Origin of the sequence: Actinomadura rifamycini DSM 43936 (assembly GCF_000425065.1) — a bacterium.
GTDB classification, from domain to species: domain Bacteria; phylum Actinomycetota; class Actinomycetes; order Streptosporangiales; family Streptosporangiaceae; genus Spirillospora; species Spirillospora rifamycini.
Genome location: NZ_AULB01000003.1, coordinates 472,615 through 492,870, shown reverse-complemented (window position 1 = coordinate 492,870; position 20,256 = coordinate 472,615). Strand labels below are relative to the sequence as shown.

Genomic DNA, 20,256 nt, shown 5'->3' with positions numbered 1-20,256 from the left:
CATGCGTCTACGGATCTTCACCGAGCCCCAGCAGGGGGCGAGCTACGAGACACTGCTGACCGTCGCGAAGGCGGCCGAGGACCTCGGTTTCGACGCCTTCTTCCGTTCGGACCACTACACCAAGATGGGCGACGTGACGGGCGAGCCGGGCCCGACCGACTCGTGGGTCACGCTCGGCGCCCTCGCGCGCGAGACGAGCCGGATCCGCCTGGGCACGCTGGTGACGGCCGCGACGTTCCGCCTGCCCGGCCCGCTGGCGATCTCCGTCGCGCAGGTCGACCAGATGAGCGGCGGCCGCGTCGACTTCGGCCTCGGCACCGGCTGGTTCGAGGAGGAGCACGCCCACTACGGCATCCCGTTCCCCAGCCTGAACGAGCGGTTCGAGAAGCTCGAGGAGCAGCTCCAGATCTGCAAGGGGCTGTGGGGGACGCCGTCCGGCGAGACGTTCTCGTTCAGCGGCGACCACTACACGCTCACCGACTCGCCCGCGCTGCCGAAGCCCGCGCAGGCCGGCGGCCCGCCGGTGCTGGTCGGCGGGTTCGGCGCGAAGCGCACCCCGCGCCTCGCCGCGACGTACGCCGACGAGTACAACGTGCCGTTCCACCGGCTCGACGACACGGGCGCGGCGTTCGAGCGCGTCCGGGCGGCCGTCCGGGACGCGGGCCGGACCCGGCCGATGGTGTACTCGGCCGCGCAGGTGGTGTGCTGCGGGCGGGACGAGGCCGAGGTGCGGCGCCGCGCGGACGCGATCGGGCGGGAGCCCGAGGAGCTGCGGGAGAACGGCCTGGCGGGCACCCCGCAGGAGCTCGTCGACAAGATCGGCCGGTTCGGCGAGCTGGGCGCCGAGCGGCTCTACCTCCAGGTGCTCGACCTGTCCGACCTGGAGCACCTGGAGCTGATCGCCGCCGAGGTGATGGGCAAGCTCTGACCGGCAAGCTCTGACCGGCGAGCTCTGACCGGCGAGCTCTACCGGGGCGCCGGCGGCCCGGCGGGGAGGGCGCTCCTCCCCGCCGGGTCAGCCGAACACGCGCTGGAAGGCGACGTGCCTCGGGGCGCCCGGGGCGGTGTCCCACACGGCGAACACGACGTGCTCGAACCGGTCGGCGAACGGGCCGCCCGGCCGCAGCGCGCGGGCGAACGTCTCGGCGACCTCGGCCGGGTCGTTGCGGAACACCCCGCAGCCCCACGCCCCCAGCACGATGCGCCGGTGCCCGTTGGCGAGCGCCGCCGCGAGCACCTTGCGGGCGCGGACGTCCAAAACCCGCGGCAACTCGGCGATCTTCTCCGGGTCGCGGATCGCGCCCCGGTTCGGGGCCGGGGACGTCAGGAACGCGACCTCGTAGGGTTCCTCCAGCAGGACGCCCCGGTCGTCGCGGAACACCGGGACGCCCGGCGAGTAGATCATGTGGTCGCTGTACAGCAGGTCGCGCTGCTCGCGGTGGAAGGCGTAGTACTGCTGCGCCGAGGTCAGCGACGCGTACAGCCCGGACGACCGGGCGAGGCCCTCCTCCTGGGCGTGCGCGCCGTTGAGGAAGCCGCCGCCGGGGTTCTTCGCGGACGCGAAGTTCAGCGCGAGCGGGACGGCGTCCGGGGCGACGAGCCGCCGGGCGGCGGCGAGCGTCGTCTCCTCGGTGACCTCGATGCGGGTGCCCGCGCCGGCGGGCTCGTCCGCGGCCTTCCGCAGGAGGGCGTCCAGGTCGTCGGGCCGGTACAGGACGGTGCCGCGCCTGGCCCGCTCGATGCTCGCGGCGACCGGGACGGTGCGCCCGGACGGGGCACGGTACTCGCCCCGCTCGATGATCGCGACGGTCTCCTGCGCGACGGAACGCCGTGGGTGTCTGCTCATGATGCCCCGGATTGTCACGGTCCGGGCGGGCGGTCCGCAAACGCTTTTCGCGCCGGGCGGCCTACCGTCCGTGACCACCGGGAAGCCGTGAGAAACGTAACGTAGGCCCTTGACCTGCGAATTGTCACAAAATGATCACCTTTGTCGGGCGGGATCTGCCATGCTGAGCACGCTATGCAACGTCCACGATCTCGCTCCCGCCGCCGTCCCCAGCGACCTTCCGGGGACGCCGGAACACAACCTCCGCATCAGGCCGGACCGCAACCCCCGTACCCGCCGGGCCAGGCCCCGGGGCACCCGTTCGAGCAGGCTCACGGGTACCCGCCGCAGCACGATCCGGCGCCGCGGCCGCCCTTCCCGCCCGCGGACCCGCACGCGTACGAGCAGGCACCGGACGGCCCGCCGGGGCCGAGGCGGGGACGGCCGTCCCGGCGGCGCGCGCACCCCGCCGGACCGACGTCCGACGACCCGCCCGGCCCGGCGACGACCGAGGGGTTCGAGGACGAACTCGACCGGGCGTTCGCGGGGGCCCGCCGCAACCGGGCCGTCGGCCTGGCCGTCGGCGGCGTCGCGCTCGTCCTGGCGGCCGTCCTCGGCATCGCCGCGCTCGTCGCCTGGTACCCGGGCGGGACGGACTCCGCGTCGGCCGCGCCGCACCCGAGCGGCGAGGGCGGGGCGAAGGCGTCGGCGAGCGCGGCGCCCAGCGCCGCCCCGACGACCACCGCGCCGCCGTACATCCCGCGGAAAGGCACCGGGAAGTTCACCGTCGCCGAAGGGGCCGGGGTGACCGGGGAGGGCACCAAGGTCATGCGGTACATGGTCGCGGTGGAGGGCGGCCTCAAGCAGGACGTGAACGACTTCGCCGAGGAGGTCGACGGCATCCTCGGCGATCCGCGCGGCTGGACGGCCCAGGGCAAGTGGGCGTTCCAGCGCGTCGACTCCGGAGCGCACGAGTTCGTCGTGAAGCTGTCCTCGCCGGCGACGACCGACAAGCTGTGCGCCGCCTACGGGATGGACACCGAAGGCGAGGTCAACTGCCGCGCCGGCAAGCAGGTCGTCGTGAACCTCAAGCGCTGGCTGCTGCTGACGAAGTACTACAAGGGACGCCCGCACGAGTACCACGCGCTGACCATCAACCACGAGGTCGGGCACCGGCTCGGCTTCGGGCACATGACGTGCGGCGGCAAGGGCGAGCCGGCGCCGGTGATGATGCAGCAGATCTACGGGCTGAAGGGCTGCGTGGCGAACCCCTGGCCCTTCGACGAGAACGGCGCGTACATCAAGGGCCCGGCCGTGCCCTGACCGGAAAAAGGGGATGCGGGAGCTCACCCCCGGTGGGCCACACTTGGCGGGTGCTTCTGACGATCACCACGACCCTGAGCCCGGCGAGCGATCTGGGCTTCCTGCTGCACAAGCACCCGGACCGGGTGCAGGCGTTCGACCAGGCGTACGGGACGGCGCACGTCTTCTACCCCGAGGCGGACGAGCGGCGCTGCACGGCGGCGCTGCTGCTCGACGTCGACCCGGTCCGGCTCGTCCGCACGCGCGGCAGAGGCACGCCGGACTTCTCCCTCGGCCAGTTCGTCAACGACCGCCCGTACGCGGCGTCGTCGCTGCTCGCGTCGGCGATGGCGCAGGTGTTCCGCACGGCGATGCGCGGGCGCTGCGACGCCCGCCCGGACCTGGCGGAGGCGCCGATCCCGCTGGAGATCGCGCTCCCGGCGCTGCCGTGCCGCGGCGGCCGGGGGCAGGCCGAGCGGTTCTTCCGGCCGCTCGGGTGGGACGTGTCGGCCGAACCGGTCCCGCTCGACCCCGAGTTCCCCTCCTGGGGCGACTCCCGGTACGTGACCCTCACGCTGACCGGGACCGTCCGGCTCGCCGACGCGCTGAACCAGCTGTACGTGCTGCTGCCCGTCCTGGACGACGCCAAGCACTACTGGGTGGCGTCCGACGAGGTGGACAAGCTGGTCCGGGCGGGGGAGGGGTGGCTCGCGACGCACCCCGACCGCGGCCCGATCACCCGCCGCTACCTGGCGAACCGCCGCGCGCTCGTCCGGGCCGCGCTGGGCCGGCTGGCCGACGCGGAGGGCGCGCCCGACGACGCGCTCGACCCCGTCGAGATCGACGAGGAACCGGCGACCGACACCGGCGAGACCGGCGAGACCGGCGCGACCGGCGAGACCGCGGGGAGCGGCGACGGCGCGGAGGCGGCGGCGGAGGAGCGGCCGCTCCCGCTCGCCGAGCGGCGGATCCGCGCGGTGGCGGACGCGCTGCGCGAGGAGGACGCGGGCAGCGTCATCGACCTCGGCTGCGGCTCGGGCAAGCTGCTCGCGCGGCTGCTGAAGGACGGCGCGGTCGCGCGGGTCGCCGGGGCGGACGTGTCGTTCCGCGCCGTCGAGCACGCGCGGCGGCGGCTGCGGCTCGACCGGCCCGGCCCGTCCCGCCACCGCGAGCGGGTCGGCGACCTGTTCCAGGGCGCCCTCACCTACGCCGACGACCGGTTCGGCGGGTACGACGCGGCGGTGCTGATGGAGGTCGTCGAGCACATCGACCCGCCGCGCCTCGGCGCCGTCGAGAAGGTGGTGTTCGGGCACGCCGCGCCCCGCGTCGTCGTGGTGACGACGCCGAACGCCGAGCACAACGTCCGCTACGAGGGCATGGCGCCCGGCGCGATGCGGCACCCCGACCACCGGTTCGAGTGGACGCGCGCCGAGTTCCGCGCGTGGGCCGACCGGGTCGCCGCCGCGCACGGCTACCGCGTCCGGCACGTACCGGTCGGCGACGACGACCCCGAGGTCGGCGCCCCGACGCAGATGGGAGTGTTCACCCGATGACCGGCCGTGAGATCCGGCTTCCCGCGATGGGCCTCGTCGTGCTGGTCGGCGTGTCCGGCTCCGGGAAGTCGCACTTCGCCCGCAAGCACTTCACGCCGACCCAGATCGTGTCGTCCGACTTCTGCCGCGGCGTCGTCTCCGACGACGAGAACGACCAGTCGGCCACCGGCGACGCGTTCGACCTGCTGCACTACATCGTCGGCAAGCGGCTGCGGCGCGGCCTGCTGACCGTCGTGGACGCCACGAACGTGCAGGTCAAGGCACGGCAGCAGCTTCTCGCGCTGGCGAAGGAGCACGACGTGCTCGCGGCGGCGATCGTGCTGGACGTGCCGGAGGGCGTCGCCGCCGCGCGCAACGCCGCCCGGCCCGACCGCGCGGACCTGCCCGCGCACGTCCTGCCGCGGCAGCGCCGCGAGCTGCGCCGCGGCCTGCGGTCGCTCGGCCGCGAGTTCCGCCGCGCGTACGTGCTGAACGGCGTCGAGGAGATCGACGCCGCCGTCGTCACGTACGAGAAGCCGTGGAACGACCGGCGGGAGCTGACCGGGCCGTTCGACGTCATCGGCGACGTGCACGGCTGCCGCGCCGAACTGGAGGACCTCCTCGCCGGGCTCGGCTACGAGATCGAGCACGACGCCGAAGGCCGCGCGGTCGGCGCGAACCACCCGGGCGGGCGGACGGCCGTGTTCGTCGGCGACCTCGTCGACCGCGGCCCCGACACCCCGGGCGTCCTGCGGCTCGCGATGGGCATGGTGGCGGCCGGGCAGGCGCTGTGCGTGTCCGGGAACCACGAGGCGAAGCTCGCCAAGGCGCTGCGCGGCCGGAAGGTGCGGGTCGCGCACGGCCTCGCCGAGTCGCTGGAGCAGCTCGCCCGCGAGCCCGAGGAGTTCCGCGCCGACGCCCTGCGGTTCATGGACGGACTCATCAGCCACTACGTCCTGGACGGCGGCAGGCTCGTCGTCGCCCACGCGGGACTGAAGGAGGACTACCACGGCCGCGCGTCCGGACGCGTCCGGTCGTTCGCCCTCTACGGCGACACCACGGGCGAGACGGACGAGTACGGGCTGCCCGTCCGGTACCCGTGGGCGCGCGACTACCGCGGCGAGGCCATGGTCGTGTACGGGCACACCCCGGTCCCGGACGCCGAGTGGATCAACAACACGATCTGCCTCGACACCGGCGCGGTGTTCGGCGGCCGGCTCACCGCCCTCCGCTACCCCGAGCGCGAGCTGTTCTCCGTCCCGGCGCGCGACACCTGGTACGCGCCCGTCCGGCCGCTGGCGGCGCCGCCGTCCGGGACCGGAGCCGGCGGGCAGCGCGAGAGCGACTTCCTGCAGATCAAGGACGTCATGGACAACACGGGCGTCCAGACGCGGCTGATGGGCCGCGTCACCGTCCGGGAGGAGAACGCCCTCGCGGCGCTGGAGGTGATGAGCCGGTTCGCGGTCGACCCGCGCTGGCTCGTCTACCTGCCGCCGACGATGGCGCCCGCGGAGACGTCGGCGCTGCCCGGCCACCTGGAGCACCCGGCGGAGGCGCTCGCCGCCTACCGCGACAAGGGCGTCCTGCGGGTGGTGTGCGAGGAGAAGCACATGGGCTCGCGGGCGGTCGCGGTGGTGTGCCGCGACGCGTCCGTCGCCGCCGCGCGGTTCGGCGTGAACGACGGGACGGCCGGCGCCCTGTACACCCGCACCGGCCGCGCGTTCTTCCGCGACCCCGCCCGGACGGACGCGGCGCTGGCGCGGCTGCGCGCCGCGATCGGCGCCGCCGGGCTGTGGGACGAGCTCGGCACCGGCTGGCTCGTCCTGGACTGCGAGCTGCTGCCGTGGTCGGCGAAGGCGATGGACCTCATCCGCACCCAGTACGCGGCGACCGGCGCCGCCGCCCGCGCGTCCCTGCCGGTGGCGGCGGACCTGCTGGCCCGCGCCGAGCGCCGCGGCCTCGACGTCGGCGGGCTGCGCGGGCACGTCGACCGGCGCGCCGCGAACGCCGCCCGGTTCCGCGACGCGTACGCCCGCTACTGCTGGGACGTGGACGCGGACGGGCTCGGCGGCCTCGGCATCGCGCCGTTCCAGGTCCTGGCGGGGGAGGACCGGGCATGGGCGACCGCCCGCGACCACGACTGGCACATGGAGGTCGCCGGGCGGCTCGCGGACGCCGACCCGACGGGGTTCGTGCGGCGGACCGGTTCGCTGGTCGCCGACCTGACCGCGCCGGACGCGGACGCCGCCGTCGCCGAGTGGTGGGAGAAGCTGACCGCGGCGGGCGGCGAGGGCATGGTCGTCAAGCCGCTCGGCCCGTTCCCCGCCGACGTCAAGATCCAGCCGGGGACCAAGTGCCGGGGCCGCGAGTACCTGCGGATCATCTACGGCCCGGACTACACCGAGCCGGAGAACCTGGAGCGGCTGCGCGGCCGGTCGCTCGGCCGCAAGCGGTCCCTCGCGATGCGGGAGCACGCGCTCGGCCTGGAGGCGCTCGACCGGCTCACCGGCCGGGAGCCGCTGTGGCGGGTGCACCAGGCCGTCTTCGCGGTGCTGGCGCTGGAGTCGGAGCCGGTCGACCCCCGCCTCTGACGGCGGGCACGGCCGGCGGGCACGGAAGGCGGCACGGGAAGGCGGGCGCGAAAAAGCGGCCGTGCGGTCGCCGCTCCCCTGAGGAGCGGGCCGCACGGCCGTCGCCGTGCGCGGGCGTCAGGTGGAGAACAGCATGTGGAACACGCTGCCGCCGTAGGGGCGGTGGTGGTGCGCGCCATGGTGGTGGTGGTGCACCTGCGGCGCCGCCGCCGGCGCGCTCCACCCCGGGGTCGCGGGCGCGGCCGGCGCGGCCGGCGGCGCGGCCCGGTACTGGGCCTCCATCTGGCTGAGGGCCTCCAGCTCGCCGTAGTCGAGGAAAATGCCCCGGCACGCGTCACACTGTTCGATGTGAACGCCGCTCCGGGTGTAGGTCCGCATCACGCCACGGCACTTAGGGCAGTGCATCGCGTTGTCATCCCTTCCGTTATGGAACCCCAGGTAGAGGCTAAATCTAGGGCAGGTTCCCCGTCACGTCATGCCGGTTCTCCGCCGATTTCGATGCAGGCCATTCTCCTGCAGGCGTCGACCATCGCCTCCTCGGGTCCGTCCAGCGGTCGATCGCCCTTCCTCGCGGATTGGACGCACGTCGCGGCGATCTGGATCGCCAAACTTCGCGCGGGTATGTCCAGGGCCGCCCACGGGTCGCCGTCCGGCGGGACCGCCGGGCCCCCGGCGTCCCGGTAGGCGCCGAGGAACCGCTCCCACTCGGCCGGGTCCAGCACGCCGGCGCAGTACAGCGCCGCAGGGCGCGCGAGGTCCCAGGCGGGGTCGCCGCGGCCCAGGTCCTCGATGTCGATGAGGCGCCAGCCGTCCCGCGCGCGGACCATCTGCCCGAGGTGCCAGTCGCCGTGCACGACGCACTCCCGGGCGCGCGGCGGCTCGGCGCCCTCGCCGCGGATCCACGCGGGCAGCCCGGCGAACGCGCGCCGCACCGCGTCCTCCGCCGGTCCCGCCCCGAGCCGCCCGACCAGCCGCGCGACCCGCTCCGGACGCCCCCAGGACGGCGCGCCGGCCGGGACGGGCACCCGGTGCAGCGCGGCGAGCAGCCGCGCGCCCTCCTCCCACGGCAGGTCCCGCGCCGGGTCCACCGGCTCCCCGTAGGGCGCGACGGTCACCGTCCGGCCGTCCGCGTCGACCGGAGGCCCGGCCGGGCCCAGCAGGATGTGCGGCAGCGCCGCCGCCAGCCGGATCCGGTCGGCGAACTCCGGCCCGAGCTCCCGGTCGGGCTGGTGCGCCTTGACCGCGACGTCGCCGACCCGCACCACCAGCACGCCGTGCCGGTCGTAGAGCGTCACCGCCGCGGCCGCCGCGGCCGCCGCGTCCGGCGGGCCGCCGCCGATCTCGACGAGCCGGGCGAACAGCGCGGACCGGGCGGCCGGAGCTGACTGGGGGGTTTCGGTCTGCACCCGGACAGTCAACCACCCGGCGCCGCACCGTGCCCGACAGGTTTGCGTGACAGCCCGAGGACGCACGCGGTCGCGGCCGCCGCGAACAGCGCCAGCGCCGCGCAGACGATCCGCAGCGCGTCGGTGTAGTGCGACCCGGTCAGCCGGTCCCCGCTGAGCGCCGCGAGCGCCGCGCCCACCACCGCGATCCCGACGGTCTCGGTGGCCAGCCGCGCCGTCGAGAACATCCCGGCCGCCGTCCCGGCCTGCTCCGGCCGCACGACCGTCACCGCCAGGCCGTCCAGCAGCCCGGTGGACAGCCCGAACCCGGCCCCGGTCAGCGCCAGCGGCACGGCCAGCGCCCACGGCGTGCTGCCCGGCCCGATCGTCACCAGCAGCAGCGCGCCCACGCCCGTCACCGCCACCGACCCGGCCACCACGGCGCCCGCCGGGAGCCGCTTGGCGAGCGCCGTCCCGGCCATCGGCAGCACCACGGTCGGCGCCGTCAGCATCAGCAGCCACACGCCCGCCTCGCCCGCGTCCAGCCCCACCACGGCGATCAGGTACGACGGCAGGTACACCAGCAGCGGCACCAGCACGAACACGATCGACCCCGCCGCCACCGCGTACGACGAGAACTTCGGGTTCGCGAGCAGCCCGAGCTCGAACATCGGGTCGTCCGCGCGCCGCTCCACCGCGACGAACGCCGCCGCCAGCGCCCCCGCCGCCGCGAAGCCGCCCAGCACGAGCGGGCCGCCGAACCCGCGCTCGCCGCCCTCCACGATCGAGGTGATCAGCGCCAGCAGCGCGGCCGTGAACAGCCCCGCGCCCGCCCAGTCGATGCGCCGTCCGGCGTCGCCCCGCGCCCCGGGCAGCACCGGGACGAGCACCAGCACCAGCCCCGCGACGGCCGCCGGCACCCCGAACGCGGCCCGCCAGCCCAGCGTCTCCACCAGCAGCCCGCCGACCGTCGGCCCGAACGCCAGGCCCATGCCGAGCACGGTCCCGAGCGCCCCGAACGCCCGCGTCCGCGCCGCCCCGTGGAACGTCGCCGCCAGGATCGCCGACCCGCCCGTCGCGGCCGCCGCGGCGCCCACGCCGCCGAGCGCCCGCACCGCGTTCAGCGTCAGCACGTCCCGGGACGCCGCCGCGGCGAGGCCCGTCGCGCAGAACAGGGCCACGCCGCCGATGAAGATGCGCCGCCGGCCCGCGACGTCCGCGAGCGAGCCCATCGCGACCAGGAAGCTCGCGAAGCACGCGTTGTACCCGGTGATCACCCACTGCGACGCGGTCAGCCCGGCGCCGAGGTCGTCCCGGATGTCCGGCAGCGCCACCGACGCCCCCGTGATCGTCAGCGGGAACGTGAACGACGAGAGCAGGACGACGCCCAGGACGATCGCGTTGCCCCTCAGTGCCCCGTGCTCCCGTCGATGCGCTCGCGCAGCAGGTCCGCGTGGCCGTTGTGGCGCGCGTACTCCTCCACCATCGACCAGTACACCCAGCGCAGGCTCATCTCCTCGCCGCGCCGCGGGTCGAGGTAGGTCTCGTCGAGGGACCGGCCCGCCGTCGCCCGCCGGCACGCCTCGATCTCCGCGGTGTACACGGCCAGGTCGGCCTCCGCGTCGGCGTCCTCGACCCGGAACTCCGCCACGAGGTCGTCGTCCGACACGTACAGGTACTCGACCTTCTCCCCGGCGAACCGCGTCCGGAACCAGTCGCGCTCGACCTCCGCCATGTGCCGGACGAGCCCCAGCAGCGACAGCTCGGACGGCTCGACGCAGCGCAGCTTGAGCTGCTCCGCCGTCAGCCCGGCGCACTTCCACAGCAGCGTCTCGCGGTGGTGGTCGAGCCAGGCGTCGGCGAGCGAGCGCTCGTCGCCGGTCAGGTGGTCGGCCCAGGGATGGGAGCGGGTCACGGTGGGAGCGGTCCACGTCATGGTTCCACTATGTCGGAGTAGATCCCGGTATGCAGGCACATATCCGGGTAGGGGGTGCGCCTGCCGGAACGGGCTCGCCATCGCAGGGGGAACCATGCCCGACGCGACACTGACCTTCATCGGGAACGCCACGACCATCATCCGGTACGGGCCGTTCACGCTGCTCACCGATCCGAACTTCCTGCGCCGCGGCGACCGCGCGTACCTCGGCTACGGCCTCTCCAGCGAACGCCTCCGCGACCCCGCGATCACCGTGGACGACCTGCCCGCCGTCGACGCCGTCGTCCTGTCCCACCTGCACGACGACCACTGGGACCCCGTCGCCGAAAGGCACCTCGACCGCGGCCTGCCCGTCCTCACCACCGGCGCCGCCGCCCGGACGCTGAACGGCCGCGGCTTCCGGGAGGCCGTCGGCCTGCGGACCTGGGAGGGCCAGCCGCTCGTCAAGGGCGACCACCGCGTCACCGTCACCGCGATGCCCGGACGGCACGCGCCCGGCCCGCTGCGGCACGCCCTGCCGCCCGTCATGGGCGCCCTGCTGGAGTTCGGCCCGCGCGCCGGCGACCCCGAACTCCGCATGTACATCAGCGGCGACACGCTCATGCACGACGCCGTCGCCGAGATCGCCCGCAGGTACCCGCGGATCGACGCGGGCGTCGTCCACCTGGGCGGAACGAAGCTGCTCGGCCTGCTCACCGTCACGATGGACGGACGGCAGGGCGCCCGCTGGCTCAGCACGTCCGGCTGCGCCACCGTCGTGCCCGTCCACTACGACGACTACACCGTGTTCAAGTCGCCGCTGTCGGACTTCGAGGGCGAACTCCACCGGCGCGGCATGGACGCCCGCCTCCGCAGCGTCGAGCGCGGCGGCACGGTCCCGATCGTCCCGCGGAGCCGGATCAGCGCCCGCGCGCCCGGCTGACCCGCCCGCCGCCCGTCGTACGCGGTGGACAGCACGATGCGGGAGTCGGTCTCGCCGTGCTCGCCGAGCCGCTCCAGGACCCCCTCCAGACGCGGCACCGGCGCGGCGGGGGACGGGCTCAGCGGCGGCGCCGGCGGCCCTCGATCCGGCCCCGGACGAGCCGCGGATGGAAGTAGCTGATCTCCGTGCGGCCGCCGCCGCCGGTGACGCAGAAGATCCGGTAGCCGTTGCGGCCGTCCTCGTCCGGGACGGTGAAGTCCTCCGGGGCGAACAGGCCCTCGGCGGCCATCGCGGTGAACCAGCGGCCCAGCGCGAACTCGTCGGGGAACTGCACGGTGCCCGCGCCGTGCGGGCCGAGCGTGTAGCGCACCTCGTAGAGGCAGCCGACGGGCGGGTAGTCGATCGGGTCGCCGCACGTTCCCCTGCCGCGCTCGTCCAAACGTCCACCGCCTTCCGTGCACATCCTAAGGCGCGCCCGCCGCCACGCTTCCGCGCCGCCGCCCCGGTCACGGTGACCGGTGACACATTCCGCGCCGCCGGGCGGGGCGGCGCGTGCCGGGAAAAAGGCGGCTCCGCAGTTCCGGGGGCGTCCCAGAAAAGGCTTGCGTCAGCAATGGCGCGGGGGCATCATGGGTGTGCAAGCGAACGAGAGCGGGAGGGGAGAAAGCGATGCGCCGACACCGAATGCACAGCCGCAGCCACCCCGGTCTCGGGAGCCTCGGAGGGACGTGACGAGCACGTTCGTCCGTCGACCGCCCGCAGACCACGGGCGGTCTTTTGTTTTCCCGGAGGGTTGGCCGAGCGGTAAGGCACCGGCTTGCTAAGCCGTGGTCAGGGTCACCTGCGCGAGTTCGAATCCCGCACCCTCCGCGCCGGATAGGAATGCTGGTGCATTCGGCGATCTCATAAGTCGCTATAGGTAGGTTCGATTCCTGCATCCGGCATTGCCCCGGTAGGGGGCGTGGCGTCCGTGGTGTGGTGGTCTGCACGCCGGGTTGTGGTCCCGGAGGTCCTCGGTTCGATACCGGGCGGTCGCCCTGAATGTCCGGATTGTTGGCATTCATCCGGTCGGCACCGTCAGATATTGCCCAGGTGGTGGCATTCGGTTGCGTTGAGATTGATCGTCCGCGGAAACGCTTCGCCGCATGTACTGCTCCTCGGGGAAGGCGACGCGGCGGACCGTCCGCGCCCGGCACCGCGTCCTGGCCCTCGGCATGCTCGCCGCGCTCGCGATCGGCACCGGCGGCGGCTCCGCGCGCATCGACGCGCGCGCCGCCGGCGGCACGGACCGGACGGACGGGACGGGCGCGGGCGGCCGGGACGCGGCGGTGCTCACCGCGGCCGGGGACGCGGACCCCCTCCCGTACCTCGACCCGAAGCTGCCGGTCGCGCGGCGCGTGGACGACCTGCTGGCGCGGATGAGCCTCGACGACAAGCTCGGGCAGATGACCCAGCCCGAGCGCCGGTACATCCGGCCCGCCGAGATCACCGAGCACCGGATCGGCTCGGTGCTGTCGAGCGGCGGTTCGGCGCCCGCGCCGAACACCCCCGAGAGCTGGGCGGACATGTACGACGGGCTGCAGAAGGCCGCGCTCGCCGCGCCCCTGCGCGTCCCGCTGATGTACGGCGTGGACGCCGTCCACGGCCACAACAACGTCGTCGGCGCGACGATCTTCCCGCACAACATCGGGCTCGGCGCGGCCCGCGACCCCGGGCTCGTCCGGGAGATCGGGGCCGCGACCGCGCGGGAGATGGCGGCCACCGGCGTCGACTGGAACTTCGCGCCGTGCGTCTGCGTGGTCCGCAACGACCGCTGGGGACGGACGTACGAGTCGTTCGGCGAGGTGCCGGGCCTGCCCTCGGCGATGACCACGATGATCGACGGCTTGCAGGGCGAGCGGCTCGGCGCCGGGCCGGCGTCCGTCCTGGCGACCGCGAAGCACTACCTCGGGGACGGCGCGACGCAGGGCGGCGACGACCGCGGCGACGCGCGGGTCTCCGAGGAGCGGCTCCGCGAGATCCACCTGCCGCCGTTCCGCGAGGCCGTCCGGCGCGGCGTCGGCTCGGTCATGGTGTCGTACAGCTCGTGGAACGGCGTGAAGCTGCACGAGCACCGGTACCTGATCACCGAGGTGCTGAAGGGCGAGCTGGGGTTCGGCGGGTTCGTCGTCTCCGACTACAACGGCGTCGACCAGATCGACGGCGAGCCGGGCTTCACCCGCGACGAGGTCGCCAAGGCGATCAACGCGGGCATCGACGTCGTGATGGTGCCGGAGGAGTGGAAGAAGTTCATCCGCTACCTGCGCGCCGAGGTGCGGGAGGGCGACGTGCCCCTGGCGCGGATCGACGACGCGAACCGGCGGATCCTGACGAAGAAGTTCGAGCTGGGCCTGTTCGAGCGGCCGATGGCGGACCGCCGCCTGCTGGGCGCGGTGGGCGGCGCCGCCCACCGCGCCCTCGCCCGCCGGGCGGTGGCGAAGTCGCAGGTGCTGCTGAAGAACTCCGGGGACGTCCTGCCGCTCGGCGCCACCGACGACAAGATCCTCGTCGCGGGCCGCAGCGCGGACGACATCGGCCGCCAGTCCGGCGGCTGGACGGTCACCTGGCAGGGCGAACCGGGCGACACCACCCCCGGCACGACGATCCTGGAGGGCGTCCGCCGGGTCGCCGACTCCGACACGGAGGTCGTCTACAGCGCCGACGGCAGCGGCGTCGACGACTCCTACGACGCGGCGATCGCCGTGGTCGGCGAGGACCCGTACGCCGAGTACCACGGCGACCGCACCGGCGACCTGGGACTGGACGAGGCCGACGTGAAGACCATCGAGCGCCTGCGGGCCGCCGACGTCCCGGTCATCGTCGTCCTGGTGTCGGGCCGCCCGCTCGACGTCGCGGGGCGGCTGTCCGGCTGGGACGCCCTGGTCGCGTCGTGGCTGCCGGGCACCGAGGGCGCGGGCGTCGCGGACGTCCTGTTCGGCGAGACCGCGCCCACCGGCCGGCTCCCGGTCACGTGGCCGTCCGACTCGCGCCAGCAGCCGATCAACCGGGGCGACGGCAAGAAGCCGCTGTTCCCGTTCGGCTACGGCCTCGGCTACGAGTAGGCCGGAAGCATCTCCTCGAGGACGCCGTCCAGCGGCGACGCCTCGACGCCGAACCGCTCGGCGAGGGCGGAGGCGTCGACGGAGAGCGGGCGGCGCGCCATGTGGTCGGTCTCCCAGAGCTCCTCCCAGAAGGGGTCGCCGAGGCCGAGGAGGGTGAGTTCGCGGTCGGTCATGGACGCGAGGCGCGGCTCGGGCGCGCCGGCCAGCGCGGCCAGCCGTCCGGCGGCCTCCCGCACGGACGCCGTGATCACCGGGGCGTGCCAGGCGCGGCCCCAGCCGTCCGCGGAGCGGGCGACGGCGACGAGGGCGCGGGCGGCGTCGCCGACGGCCGTGAAGGGGTGCGGGACGTCCGGTGCGGCGGGCACGAGGGCGAGGCGTCCGGCGAGCACCTTGGGCAGCACGAGCAGCGAGAAGATCGAGTACGCGCCGGCGCCGAGGAACTGCCCGGCGCGGACCTCGGCGGCGCGGACGCGGCCGGCGTCGTGGGCCTCCTTCGCGCGGAGCCACATCCGCGCGCGGACCCGTCCCTTGGGGCCGGCCGCCGCGAGCGGGTGCTCCTCGGTGAGCGTCCCGTCGACCGGGCCGTACCCGTACAGGTTGCCGAGCATGACGTAGTTCCCGCCGGACCGCTCGGCGGCCGTGAGCATCGCGTCGAACAGCGGCGGCAGCGCCTCCGGCCAGGTGGTGTAGGCGGGGGCGGCGGTGTTGACGACGGTGGCGGCGCCCTCGGCGGCGCGGGACAGGGCGTCGGCGTCGGTCGCGTCCAGCGCGATCCGCTCGACGCCGGGGTGGTCGGGTCCGGCGCCGCTGCGCGACACCATCCGGACGCGGTCGCCGCCGTCGGCGAGGAGGCGCGCGGTGGCCGAGGCGGTGGCGCCCCGGCCGACGATGAGGTGGAAAGGCATGGTTCTCCCTGGGGTCACGGCGGCCGGGAACAGGGCGCTCCGGCCGCGGCTTGACCATGGTGCGGGCCGCCGCGGGCGCGGCGTCAGGGGTCCGCTCGCCAACCCTCCGGAGGTTCTCGCCAATGCGCGCAGTGGAGGCGCACACGGTCGCGGTCGTCGTGGTGCCGCCGGTGATGGCGTTCGACGTCACCATCCCGCACATGGTGTTCGGCGCCGGGCCGGGCTACGAGCTGCGCGTGTGCGCGGCCGAGCCGGGCGTCCCGCTGGAGACGGTGGGCGGTCTCGACGTCGTCGCGCCGCACGGGCTGGACGCCGCGGCGGGCGCCGGGACGGTCCTCGTCGTGGGCGGGGGAGGGCGCGCCGACGTGGACGCGCGGGTCCTGCGGGCGGTGCGCGGCGCGGCGTCCGCCGGGGCGCGCGTCGCGGCGATCTGCACGGGCGTGTTCGTGCTCGGCGAGGCGGGCCTGCTGGACGGCCGCCGCGCCACCACGCACTGGGGCCTGACCGCCGCGCTCGCCGAGCGGTTCCCCGCGGCGACCGTGCTGCCGGACGTCCTGTACGAGGCGGACGGCCCTGTGCTGACCTCGGCCGGTGCGGCCGCCGGGATCGAGCTGTGCCTGCACATCGTGCGGACGGACCGGGGCGCCGCGGCGGCCGCCGAGATCGCGCGGCTGACCGTGGCGGCGCCGCCGCGCCCCGGCGACCAGGTGCAGGTGGTGGACGACCCGGTGCCCGCCGAGCCGGACGCGTCGCTGGCCGCGACCCGCGCGTGGGCGCTGGAGCGGCTCGCCGAGCCGCTGTCGCTCGCCGACCTGGCCCGGCACGCCCGGGTCAGCACCCGCACGCTCTCCCGCCGCTTCCGCGCGGAGACCGGCCTCAGCCCGCTGCGGTGGCTGCTGCACCGGCGGGTCGACCGGGCCTGCGAGCTGCTGGAGACGACGCGGCTGCCGATGGACCGGGTGGCGCGCCTCACGGGCCTGGGCAGCGCCGACTCGCTCCGCGCGCACGTCGTCCGCCGGACGGGCGTGCCGCCGTCGGAGTACCGGAACCGGGTCAGCCCGTCAGTGCGGTGAGGGCCGCCTGGAGGTCGGCGGCGGCCCGGTCGACGGTCGTGTCGCCGGCGACGGCGGCGGCGACGTGGTCCTGGATCGCGGCCGACACCTCGTTGTAGCGGACGACGGCGGGCCGCGGCCGCGCGGTCCGCAGGCCCTCCTCCAGCACCGGCAGGTACGGGTACCGCTCGACCATCCCGGGGTCGTCGTAGAGCGCCGCGAGCGACAGCGGGAACGACTGCGCGCGCCCGTACTCGCGCTGGACCTCCGGCCCGACGATGTGCGCGACGAAGTCGCGGGCGGTCGCCTGGTGGCGGGAGAACGCCGACACCGCGAGGTTGTTGCCGCCGAGGGTGCCCGAGCCCGGCCCGTCCAGCCCGGGGATCGGCGCGACGTCGAACCTCCCCTCCACCGCGGACGACCCGTCGCCGGCCGCCGCGAGCGCGTACACGTACGCCCAGTTGCGGTGGAAGACGAGGTCGCCCTCCTGGAAGGCGCGGCGGCCGTCCTCCTCCATGAACGTGGCGGCCTTCGCCGGAATCGTCCCGTTTTCGAACGACTCGACGAGGAACCGCAGACCGGCCTTGGCCGCGGGCGTGTCCACCGCGGGCCTCCCGGACGCGTCGAACACCGCGCCGCCCGCCGACTGCACCGCCTCCGCGTAGTTGACCGTCAGCCCCTCGTACTTGCCGTGCTGGCCCGCGTAGCAGCCGACGTCCCCGCCTTCGGGCAGCCTCCGCACCGCGGCGCACTGCTCGCGCATCCGCGCCCACGTCGCCGGGGGCGCGTCGAACCCGACCTTCTCCAGCAGGTCCGTCCGGTAGTATAGGACGCCCGTGCCGGTCAGCCACGGCGCCGCGTACAGCCTGCCCCGGTACTTCCCGGTCTCCAGGGACGCCGGGACGAACGTGCCGGTGTCGACGAGCCCGTCCGGCAGCGGCACGATCCAGCGGTGCGCGGCGAACTCGGCCGTCCACACGGCGTCGAGCCGCACCACGTCGTAGGCGTCCGACTCGATCCGCATGTTCTGGACGAGCTGCTGCCGCGCCCGGTCGCCGTCCTCGGGAAGCTCCACGATCCGGACCCGCTCGTCCGGGCGGGCCCGGTTCCAGCCGTCGGCGAGCCGCTGGACCGTCCGCGTGAGGTCCTTGCCGGTCGCGAACGTGATGGGCCCGCGCCCGTCGTTCGTCCCGGACCCGCCCGACCCCCCGGAACAGGCCCCCAGCACGAGGAGGAGCGCCGGGACGAGCGCGACCGCGGCGCCCGCCCGCCCGGCCTTCACGGCGCACCGCCCGCGCCGAGGTCGACGACCGTGCCGTCGCGGCGCGCCCGCTCGGCGGCCCACACGACCCGGTGGGAGGCGAGGCTCTCGGCGGCGCCGGTGCCCAGCCGGGACGGGTCCCCGGTGGCCAGCGCCTCGGCGAACGCGTCCGCGAGCGCGTCGTCGCCGCCGCCGTGCCCGCCGGCGTCCCCGCCCGGCCGCAGCACCTCCGTCCCGCCGGTGACGAAGTCGTGCACCGCGATGCTCGCGCCGTCGCCCTCGATCGACCCGGACGTCCCGAACACGCGCGTCCGCCGCTGCGCGGCCGGGGTGAACGCCGTCATCGTGAACACCCCCGTCGCCCCGGACGGGAACTCCATGTTCACCACCTGGTGGTCGACGACGTCGTTGTCGCACGCGTACACGCACCGCCCGTACGGGCCGTCCCGCAGCGCCCGCAGGACGCCCTCCTCGGTGCGCTCGCCGGTGACCGCGCCGAGCGGCCACTCCTCGCCCCGCCGCAGCCCGCCCAGGTACAGGCGCGGCGCCGAGTACGCGCAGCGCGGCTCGGCCGCGCAGTCGAGGCAGCGGTCGGCGGCCCCCTCGGGCCGGTTCTCCGGGCGGAAGTGCGACAGCCGCCCGAACGACGACACCCGCGCCGGGGCCTCGCCCATCACGTGGACGAGCCAGTCGAGGTCGTGGCACGACTTCGTCAGCAGCATCGGCCCCGACTCGTCCTCCCGCCGCCAGTTGCCGCGCACGTACGAGTGCGCGTGGTGCCACCACCCGACCGGTTCGAGATGCTGCACGCTGAGCGGCGTCCCGATCCGTCCCGCCGCGATCAGCCCCCGCACCGCCCGGGTGTAGGGGGTGTAGCGCAGGACGTGGCACACGGCGAGCATCACGCCCGCCCGCTCGACCGCGTCCGCGACGCGCCGGGCCTCCGCCTCCGACGGCGCCATCGGCTTCTCCAGCAGGACGTGGCAGCCCAGCCCGGCGAACGCGACCGCGGGCCCGGCGTGCTCGGCGTCCTGCGTCGCGACGATCACGCCGTCGGCGACGCGGCCCGCGTCCGCCATCTCCCGCCAGCCGGGATACCGGCGCTCCGGCGGGATCCCGTGCTCGGCCGCGAACCGCTCCCGCCGGACGGGATCGGGCTCGGCCACGGCGACGATCCGTGCCCGTCCGCCCCGCCGGATCCGCGCCGCGTACCCGGCGCCCCGCAGACCGGCTCCGGCCACCGCGACCGCAGGGCCCCCGTCGTCCATCGCCACGCCCTCCGAGCTGGGTATATTCGACCCGCCGCCATCCGACCGGCGTTACGCAATCTTCTTTCACAAAGTCGACCGTCCACCGACCGCTGTCAAGGGGCGACGTGACCCGACCGCCTTCGCACGGGGCAGACCCCTCGGTGCTGCGCCGCCTCAACTCCGCCGCGACGCTCCGCGTGCTCCGCGCCGGCGGCGAGTTCACGCTGTCCGGGCTCGCCGAGCGGGTCGGGGTGTCGCGCCCCACCGCCGAGGGCGTGCTCGGCGAGCTCGCCGCCCGCGGGCTCGTCGCCGAGGTCGCGCCCCGGCACGGGGCGGGGCTCGGCCGCCCCGCCCGCCGCTACCGCTTCCGCGCCGAGGCCGGCCACGTCCTCGGTTTCGAGATCGACGCGCACCGGGTGCGGCTGCTGGTCGCCGACCTCGCCGGGGACGTCGCCGGCGGCCACCGCGCCGACCTGCCGCCGGACGCCCCGCCCGCGGAGCGGATCGCGGCGGTGCGCGCCGCCGTCAAGACGTGCCTGGCCGCCGCCCGGGTCGCGCGCCGCTCGCTGCGCGCGGTCGCCGCCGGGACCCCCGGCGTCGTCGACCCGTCCGGCACCGTCGCGTCCTGCACGGTCGTCCCCGGCTGGGCGGGGGTGCCCCTCGGCCGCGAGCTGGCCCGCTCCTTCGCCTGCCCCGTCCTGGTCGAGAACGACGCCAACCTCGCCGCGCTCGCCGAGCGGTGGCGCGGCGCCGCGCGCGACGCGGACGACGTCGTGTGCGTCCACGCGGGCCTGCACACCGGCGTCGGCGTCCTCATCGGCGGCCGCCTGCACCGCGGCAGCGGCGCGGCCGGGGAGATCGGCATGCTGCCCGAACTGGGCCTCCGCGACACCGCGGCCGCCCTCGCCGCCGAACCCGTCGGGCGGGTGGCCGCCCGGATGGCGCGCGGCGTCGCCGCGATGGCCCTCGCCCTCGACCCCGAGACGATCGTCGTCGGCGGGCCCCTCGTGCGTCCCGGCGGGCCCCTCGTCGCCGAACTCGCCGCGCACGTCGGCCCGCTCTGCCTGCGGCCCGTCCGCGTCGAGGCGTCCCCGCTCGGGGACGAGTCGGTGAGCCTCGGCGCCGTCCGGCTCGCCCTCGACCGCGTCGACGAGGACCTGTTCTCCCTCGACCCGGCGCGTTGACCGGACGCCC

At 75.3% G+C, this 20,256-nt stretch carries 17 protein-coding genes and 3 tRNA genes; 11 read left to right on the top strand and 9 right to left on the bottom strand.

The genetic code is table 11. The annotated features are described in order from the left end of the window. Position 1: 1 nt before the first annotated feature. Positions 2-928 carry an LLM class F420-dependent oxidoreductase gene (locus H505_RS0102125; RefSeq protein WP_026400646.1) on the top strand — a complete coding sequence of 309 codons (927 nt, stop codon included), beginning with the start codon at positions 2-4 and terminating at the stop codon, positions 926-928. A gap of 87 nt (positions 929-1,015) precedes the next feature. On the opposite strand, the gene H505_RS0102120 is transcribed toward H505_RS0102125, so the two are convergent. Beyond that, entirely contained in the window at positions 1,016-1,846 is an 831-nt protein-coding gene (locus tag H505_RS0102120; protein WP_026400645.1) for a TIGR02452 family protein, read from the bottom strand. A gap of 174 nt (positions 1,847-2,020) precedes the next feature. Between H505_RS0102120 and H505_RS39365 the strand changes: the two genes are divergently transcribed. From H505_RS39365 to H505_RS0102105, 3 genes are read left to right on the top strand one after another with little or no spacing between them, the layout of a single operon-like run. Then, positions 2,021-3,148, top strand: a complete 1,128-nt coding sequence (locus H505_RS39365) for a DUF3152 domain-containing protein (protein ID WP_051300039.1) — start codon at positions 2,021-2,023, stop codon at positions 3,146-3,148. 50 nt (positions 3,149-3,198) lie between these two features. Continuing rightward, entirely contained in the window at positions 3,199-4,680 is a 1,482-nt protein-coding gene (locus tag H505_RS0102110; RefSeq protein WP_026400644.1) for a 3' terminal RNA ribose 2'-O-methyltransferase Hen1, read from the top strand. Then, positions 4,677-7,250 carry a polynucleotide kinase-phosphatase gene (locus tag H505_RS0102105; RefSeq protein WP_026400643.1) on the top strand — a complete coding sequence of 858 codons (2,574 nt, stop codon included), beginning with the start codon at positions 4,677-4,679 and terminating at the stop codon, positions 7,248-7,250. Before H505_RS0102110 ends, H505_RS0102105 begins: the two co-directional genes overlap by 4 nt. Positions 7,251-7,367: 117 nt before the next feature. On the opposite strand, the gene H505_RS0102100 is transcribed toward H505_RS0102105, so the two are convergent. The 4 genes from H505_RS0102100 to H505_RS0102085 form a co-directional block, all read right to left on the bottom strand. Next, positions 7,368-7,655 (bottom strand): TFIIB-type zinc ribbon-containing protein, encoded by a 288-nt coding sequence (locus H505_RS0102100; protein ID WP_034516159.1) that lies wholly within the window; start codon positions 7,653-7,655, stop codon positions 7,368-7,370. Between the two features lie 68 nt (positions 7,656-7,723). Next, positions 7,724-8,656: a phosphotransferase family protein gene (locus tag H505_RS39360; RefSeq protein WP_084549729.1), complete on the bottom strand. Its 933-nt coding sequence runs from the start codon at positions 8,654-8,656 to the stop codon at positions 7,724-7,726. A gap of 8 nt (positions 8,657-8,664) precedes the next feature. Then, entirely contained in the window at positions 8,665-10,014 is a 1,350-nt protein-coding gene (locus tag H505_RS39355; RefSeq protein WP_281173401.1) for an MFS transporter, read from the bottom strand. A 29-nt stretch (positions 10,015-10,043) separates the two neighbouring features. Next, the gene (locus H505_RS0102085) at positions 10,044-10,571 is read right to left on the bottom strand and encodes a DinB family protein (protein ID WP_026400641.1); all 528 of its coding nucleotides are present in this window, start codon (positions 10,569-10,571) and stop codon (positions 10,044-10,046) included. Positions 10,572-10,665: 94 nt separating this feature from the next. Between H505_RS0102085 and H505_RS0102080 the strand changes: the two genes are divergently transcribed. After that, a complete protein-coding gene (locus H505_RS0102080) occupies positions 10,666-11,493 on the top strand; it encodes an MBL fold metallo-hydrolase (RefSeq protein WP_026400640.1) in 828 nt (275 codons plus the stop codon). Positions 11,494-11,611: 118 nt separating this feature from the next. Here H505_RS0102080 and H505_RS0102075 read toward each other — a convergent pair whose 3' ends face one another. Then, positions 11,612-11,932, bottom strand: a complete 321-nt coding sequence (locus H505_RS0102075) for a hypothetical protein (RefSeq protein ID WP_026400639.1) — start codon at positions 11,930-11,932, stop codon at positions 11,612-11,614. Positions 11,933-12,280: 348 nt separating this feature from the next. On the opposite strand from H505_RS0102075, the gene H505_RS0102070 reads away from it, so the two are divergent. The 4 genes from H505_RS0102070 (at position 12,281) to H505_RS0102060 (ending at position 14,594) form a co-directional block, all read left to right on the top strand. Beyond that, positions 12,281-12,363: transfer RNA gene (locus H505_RS0102070), tRNA-Ser, on the top strand. Position 12,364: 1 nt separating this feature from the next. Continuing rightward, positions 12,365-12,437 (top strand) — tRNA-Met (locus H505_RS49640). 19 nt (positions 12,438-12,456) lie between these two features. Further along, positions 12,457-12,531 (top strand) — tRNA-His (locus H505_RS0102065). Between the two features lie 107 nt (positions 12,532-12,638). Continuing rightward, positions 12,639-14,594 (top strand): glycoside hydrolase family 3 protein, encoded by a 1,956-nt coding sequence (locus H505_RS0102060; RefSeq protein WP_245592408.1) that lies wholly within the window; start codon positions 12,639-12,641, stop codon positions 14,592-14,594. Here the strand turns inward: H505_RS0102060 and H505_RS50485 are convergent. Continuing rightward, complete coding sequence (locus H505_RS50485; protein WP_026400637.1) at positions 14,585-15,499, bottom strand: NAD-dependent epimerase/dehydratase family protein; 915 nt, start codon at positions 15,497-15,499, stop codon at positions 14,585-14,587. The two genes, H505_RS0102060 and H505_RS50485, sit on opposite strands and share 10 nt — an antisense overlap. Before the next feature lie 122 nt (positions 15,500-15,621). Here H505_RS50485 and H505_RS0102050 point away from each other — a divergent pair, with 122 nt between their 5' ends. Continuing rightward, positions 15,622-16,572: a GlxA family transcriptional regulator gene (locus tag H505_RS0102050; protein ID WP_026400636.1), complete on the top strand. Its 951-nt coding sequence runs from the start codon at positions 15,622-15,624 to the stop codon at positions 16,570-16,572. On the opposite strand, the gene H505_RS0102045 is transcribed toward H505_RS0102050, so the two are convergent. Next, complete coding sequence (locus H505_RS0102045; RefSeq protein ID WP_026400635.1) at positions 16,553-17,833, bottom strand: ABC transporter substrate-binding protein; 1,281 nt, start codon at positions 17,831-17,833, stop codon at positions 16,553-16,555. The two genes, H505_RS0102050 and H505_RS0102045, sit on opposite strands and share 20 nt — an antisense overlap. Next, a complete protein-coding gene (locus H505_RS0102040; protein WP_026400634.1) occupies positions 17,830-19,080 on the bottom strand; it encodes a Gfo/Idh/MocA family protein in 1,251 nt (416 codons plus the stop codon). Before H505_RS0102040 ends, H505_RS0102045 begins: the two co-directional genes overlap by 4 nt. A 107-nt stretch (positions 19,081-19,187) precedes the next feature. Here H505_RS0102040 and H505_RS0102035 point away from each other — a divergent pair, with 107 nt between their 5' ends. Next, on the top strand, positions 19,188-20,246 hold the full coding sequence (locus tag H505_RS0102035) for an ROK family transcriptional regulator (RefSeq protein ID WP_026400633.1): 1,059 nt from the start codon (positions 19,188-19,190) through the stop codon (positions 20,244-20,246). Positions 20,247-20,256 lie beyond the last annotated feature (10 nt).

Coding starts and splice junctions, on each gene's coding strand:
- H505_RS0102125 (WP_026400646.1), top strand. CDS start 2: ATGCGTCTACGGATCTTCACCGAGCCCCAGCAGGGGGCGAGCTACGAG.
- H505_RS0102120 (WP_026400645.1), bottom strand. CDS start 1,846: ATGAGCAGACACCCACGGCGTTCCGTCGCGCAGGAGACCGTCGCGATC.
- H505_RS39365 (WP_051300039.1), top strand. CDS start 2,021: ATGCAACGTCCACGATCTCGCTCCCGCCGCCGTCCCCAGCGACCTTCC.
- H505_RS0102105 (WP_026400643.1), top strand. CDS start 4,677: ATGACCGGCCGTGAGATCCGGCTTCCCGCGATGGGCCTCGTCGTGCTG.
- H505_RS0102100 (WP_034516159.1), bottom strand. CDS start 7,655: ATGCACTGCCCTAAGTGCCGTGGCGTGATGCGGACCTACACCCGGAGC.
- H505_RS0102085 (WP_026400641.1), bottom strand. CDS start 10,571: ATGACGTGGACCGCTCCCACCGTGACCCGCTCCCATCCCTGGGCCGAC.
- H505_RS0102080 (WP_026400640.1), top strand. CDS start 10,666: ATGCCCGACGCGACACTGACCTTCATCGGGAACGCCACGACCATCATC.
- H505_RS0102060 (WP_245592408.1), top strand. CDS start 12,639: ATGTACTGCTCCTCGGGGAAGGCGACGCGGCGGACCGTCCGCGCCCGG.
- H505_RS50485 (WP_026400637.1), bottom strand. CDS start 15,499: ATGCCTTTCCACCTCATCGTCGGCCGGGGCGCCACCGCCTCGGCCACC.
- H505_RS0102050 (WP_026400636.1), top strand. CDS start 15,622: ATGCGCGCAGTGGAGGCGCACACGGTCGCGGTCGTCGTGGTGCCGCCG.
- H505_RS0102040 (WP_026400634.1), bottom strand. CDS start 19,080: ATGGACGACGGGGGCCCTGCGGTCGCGGTGGCCGGAGCCGGTCTGCGG.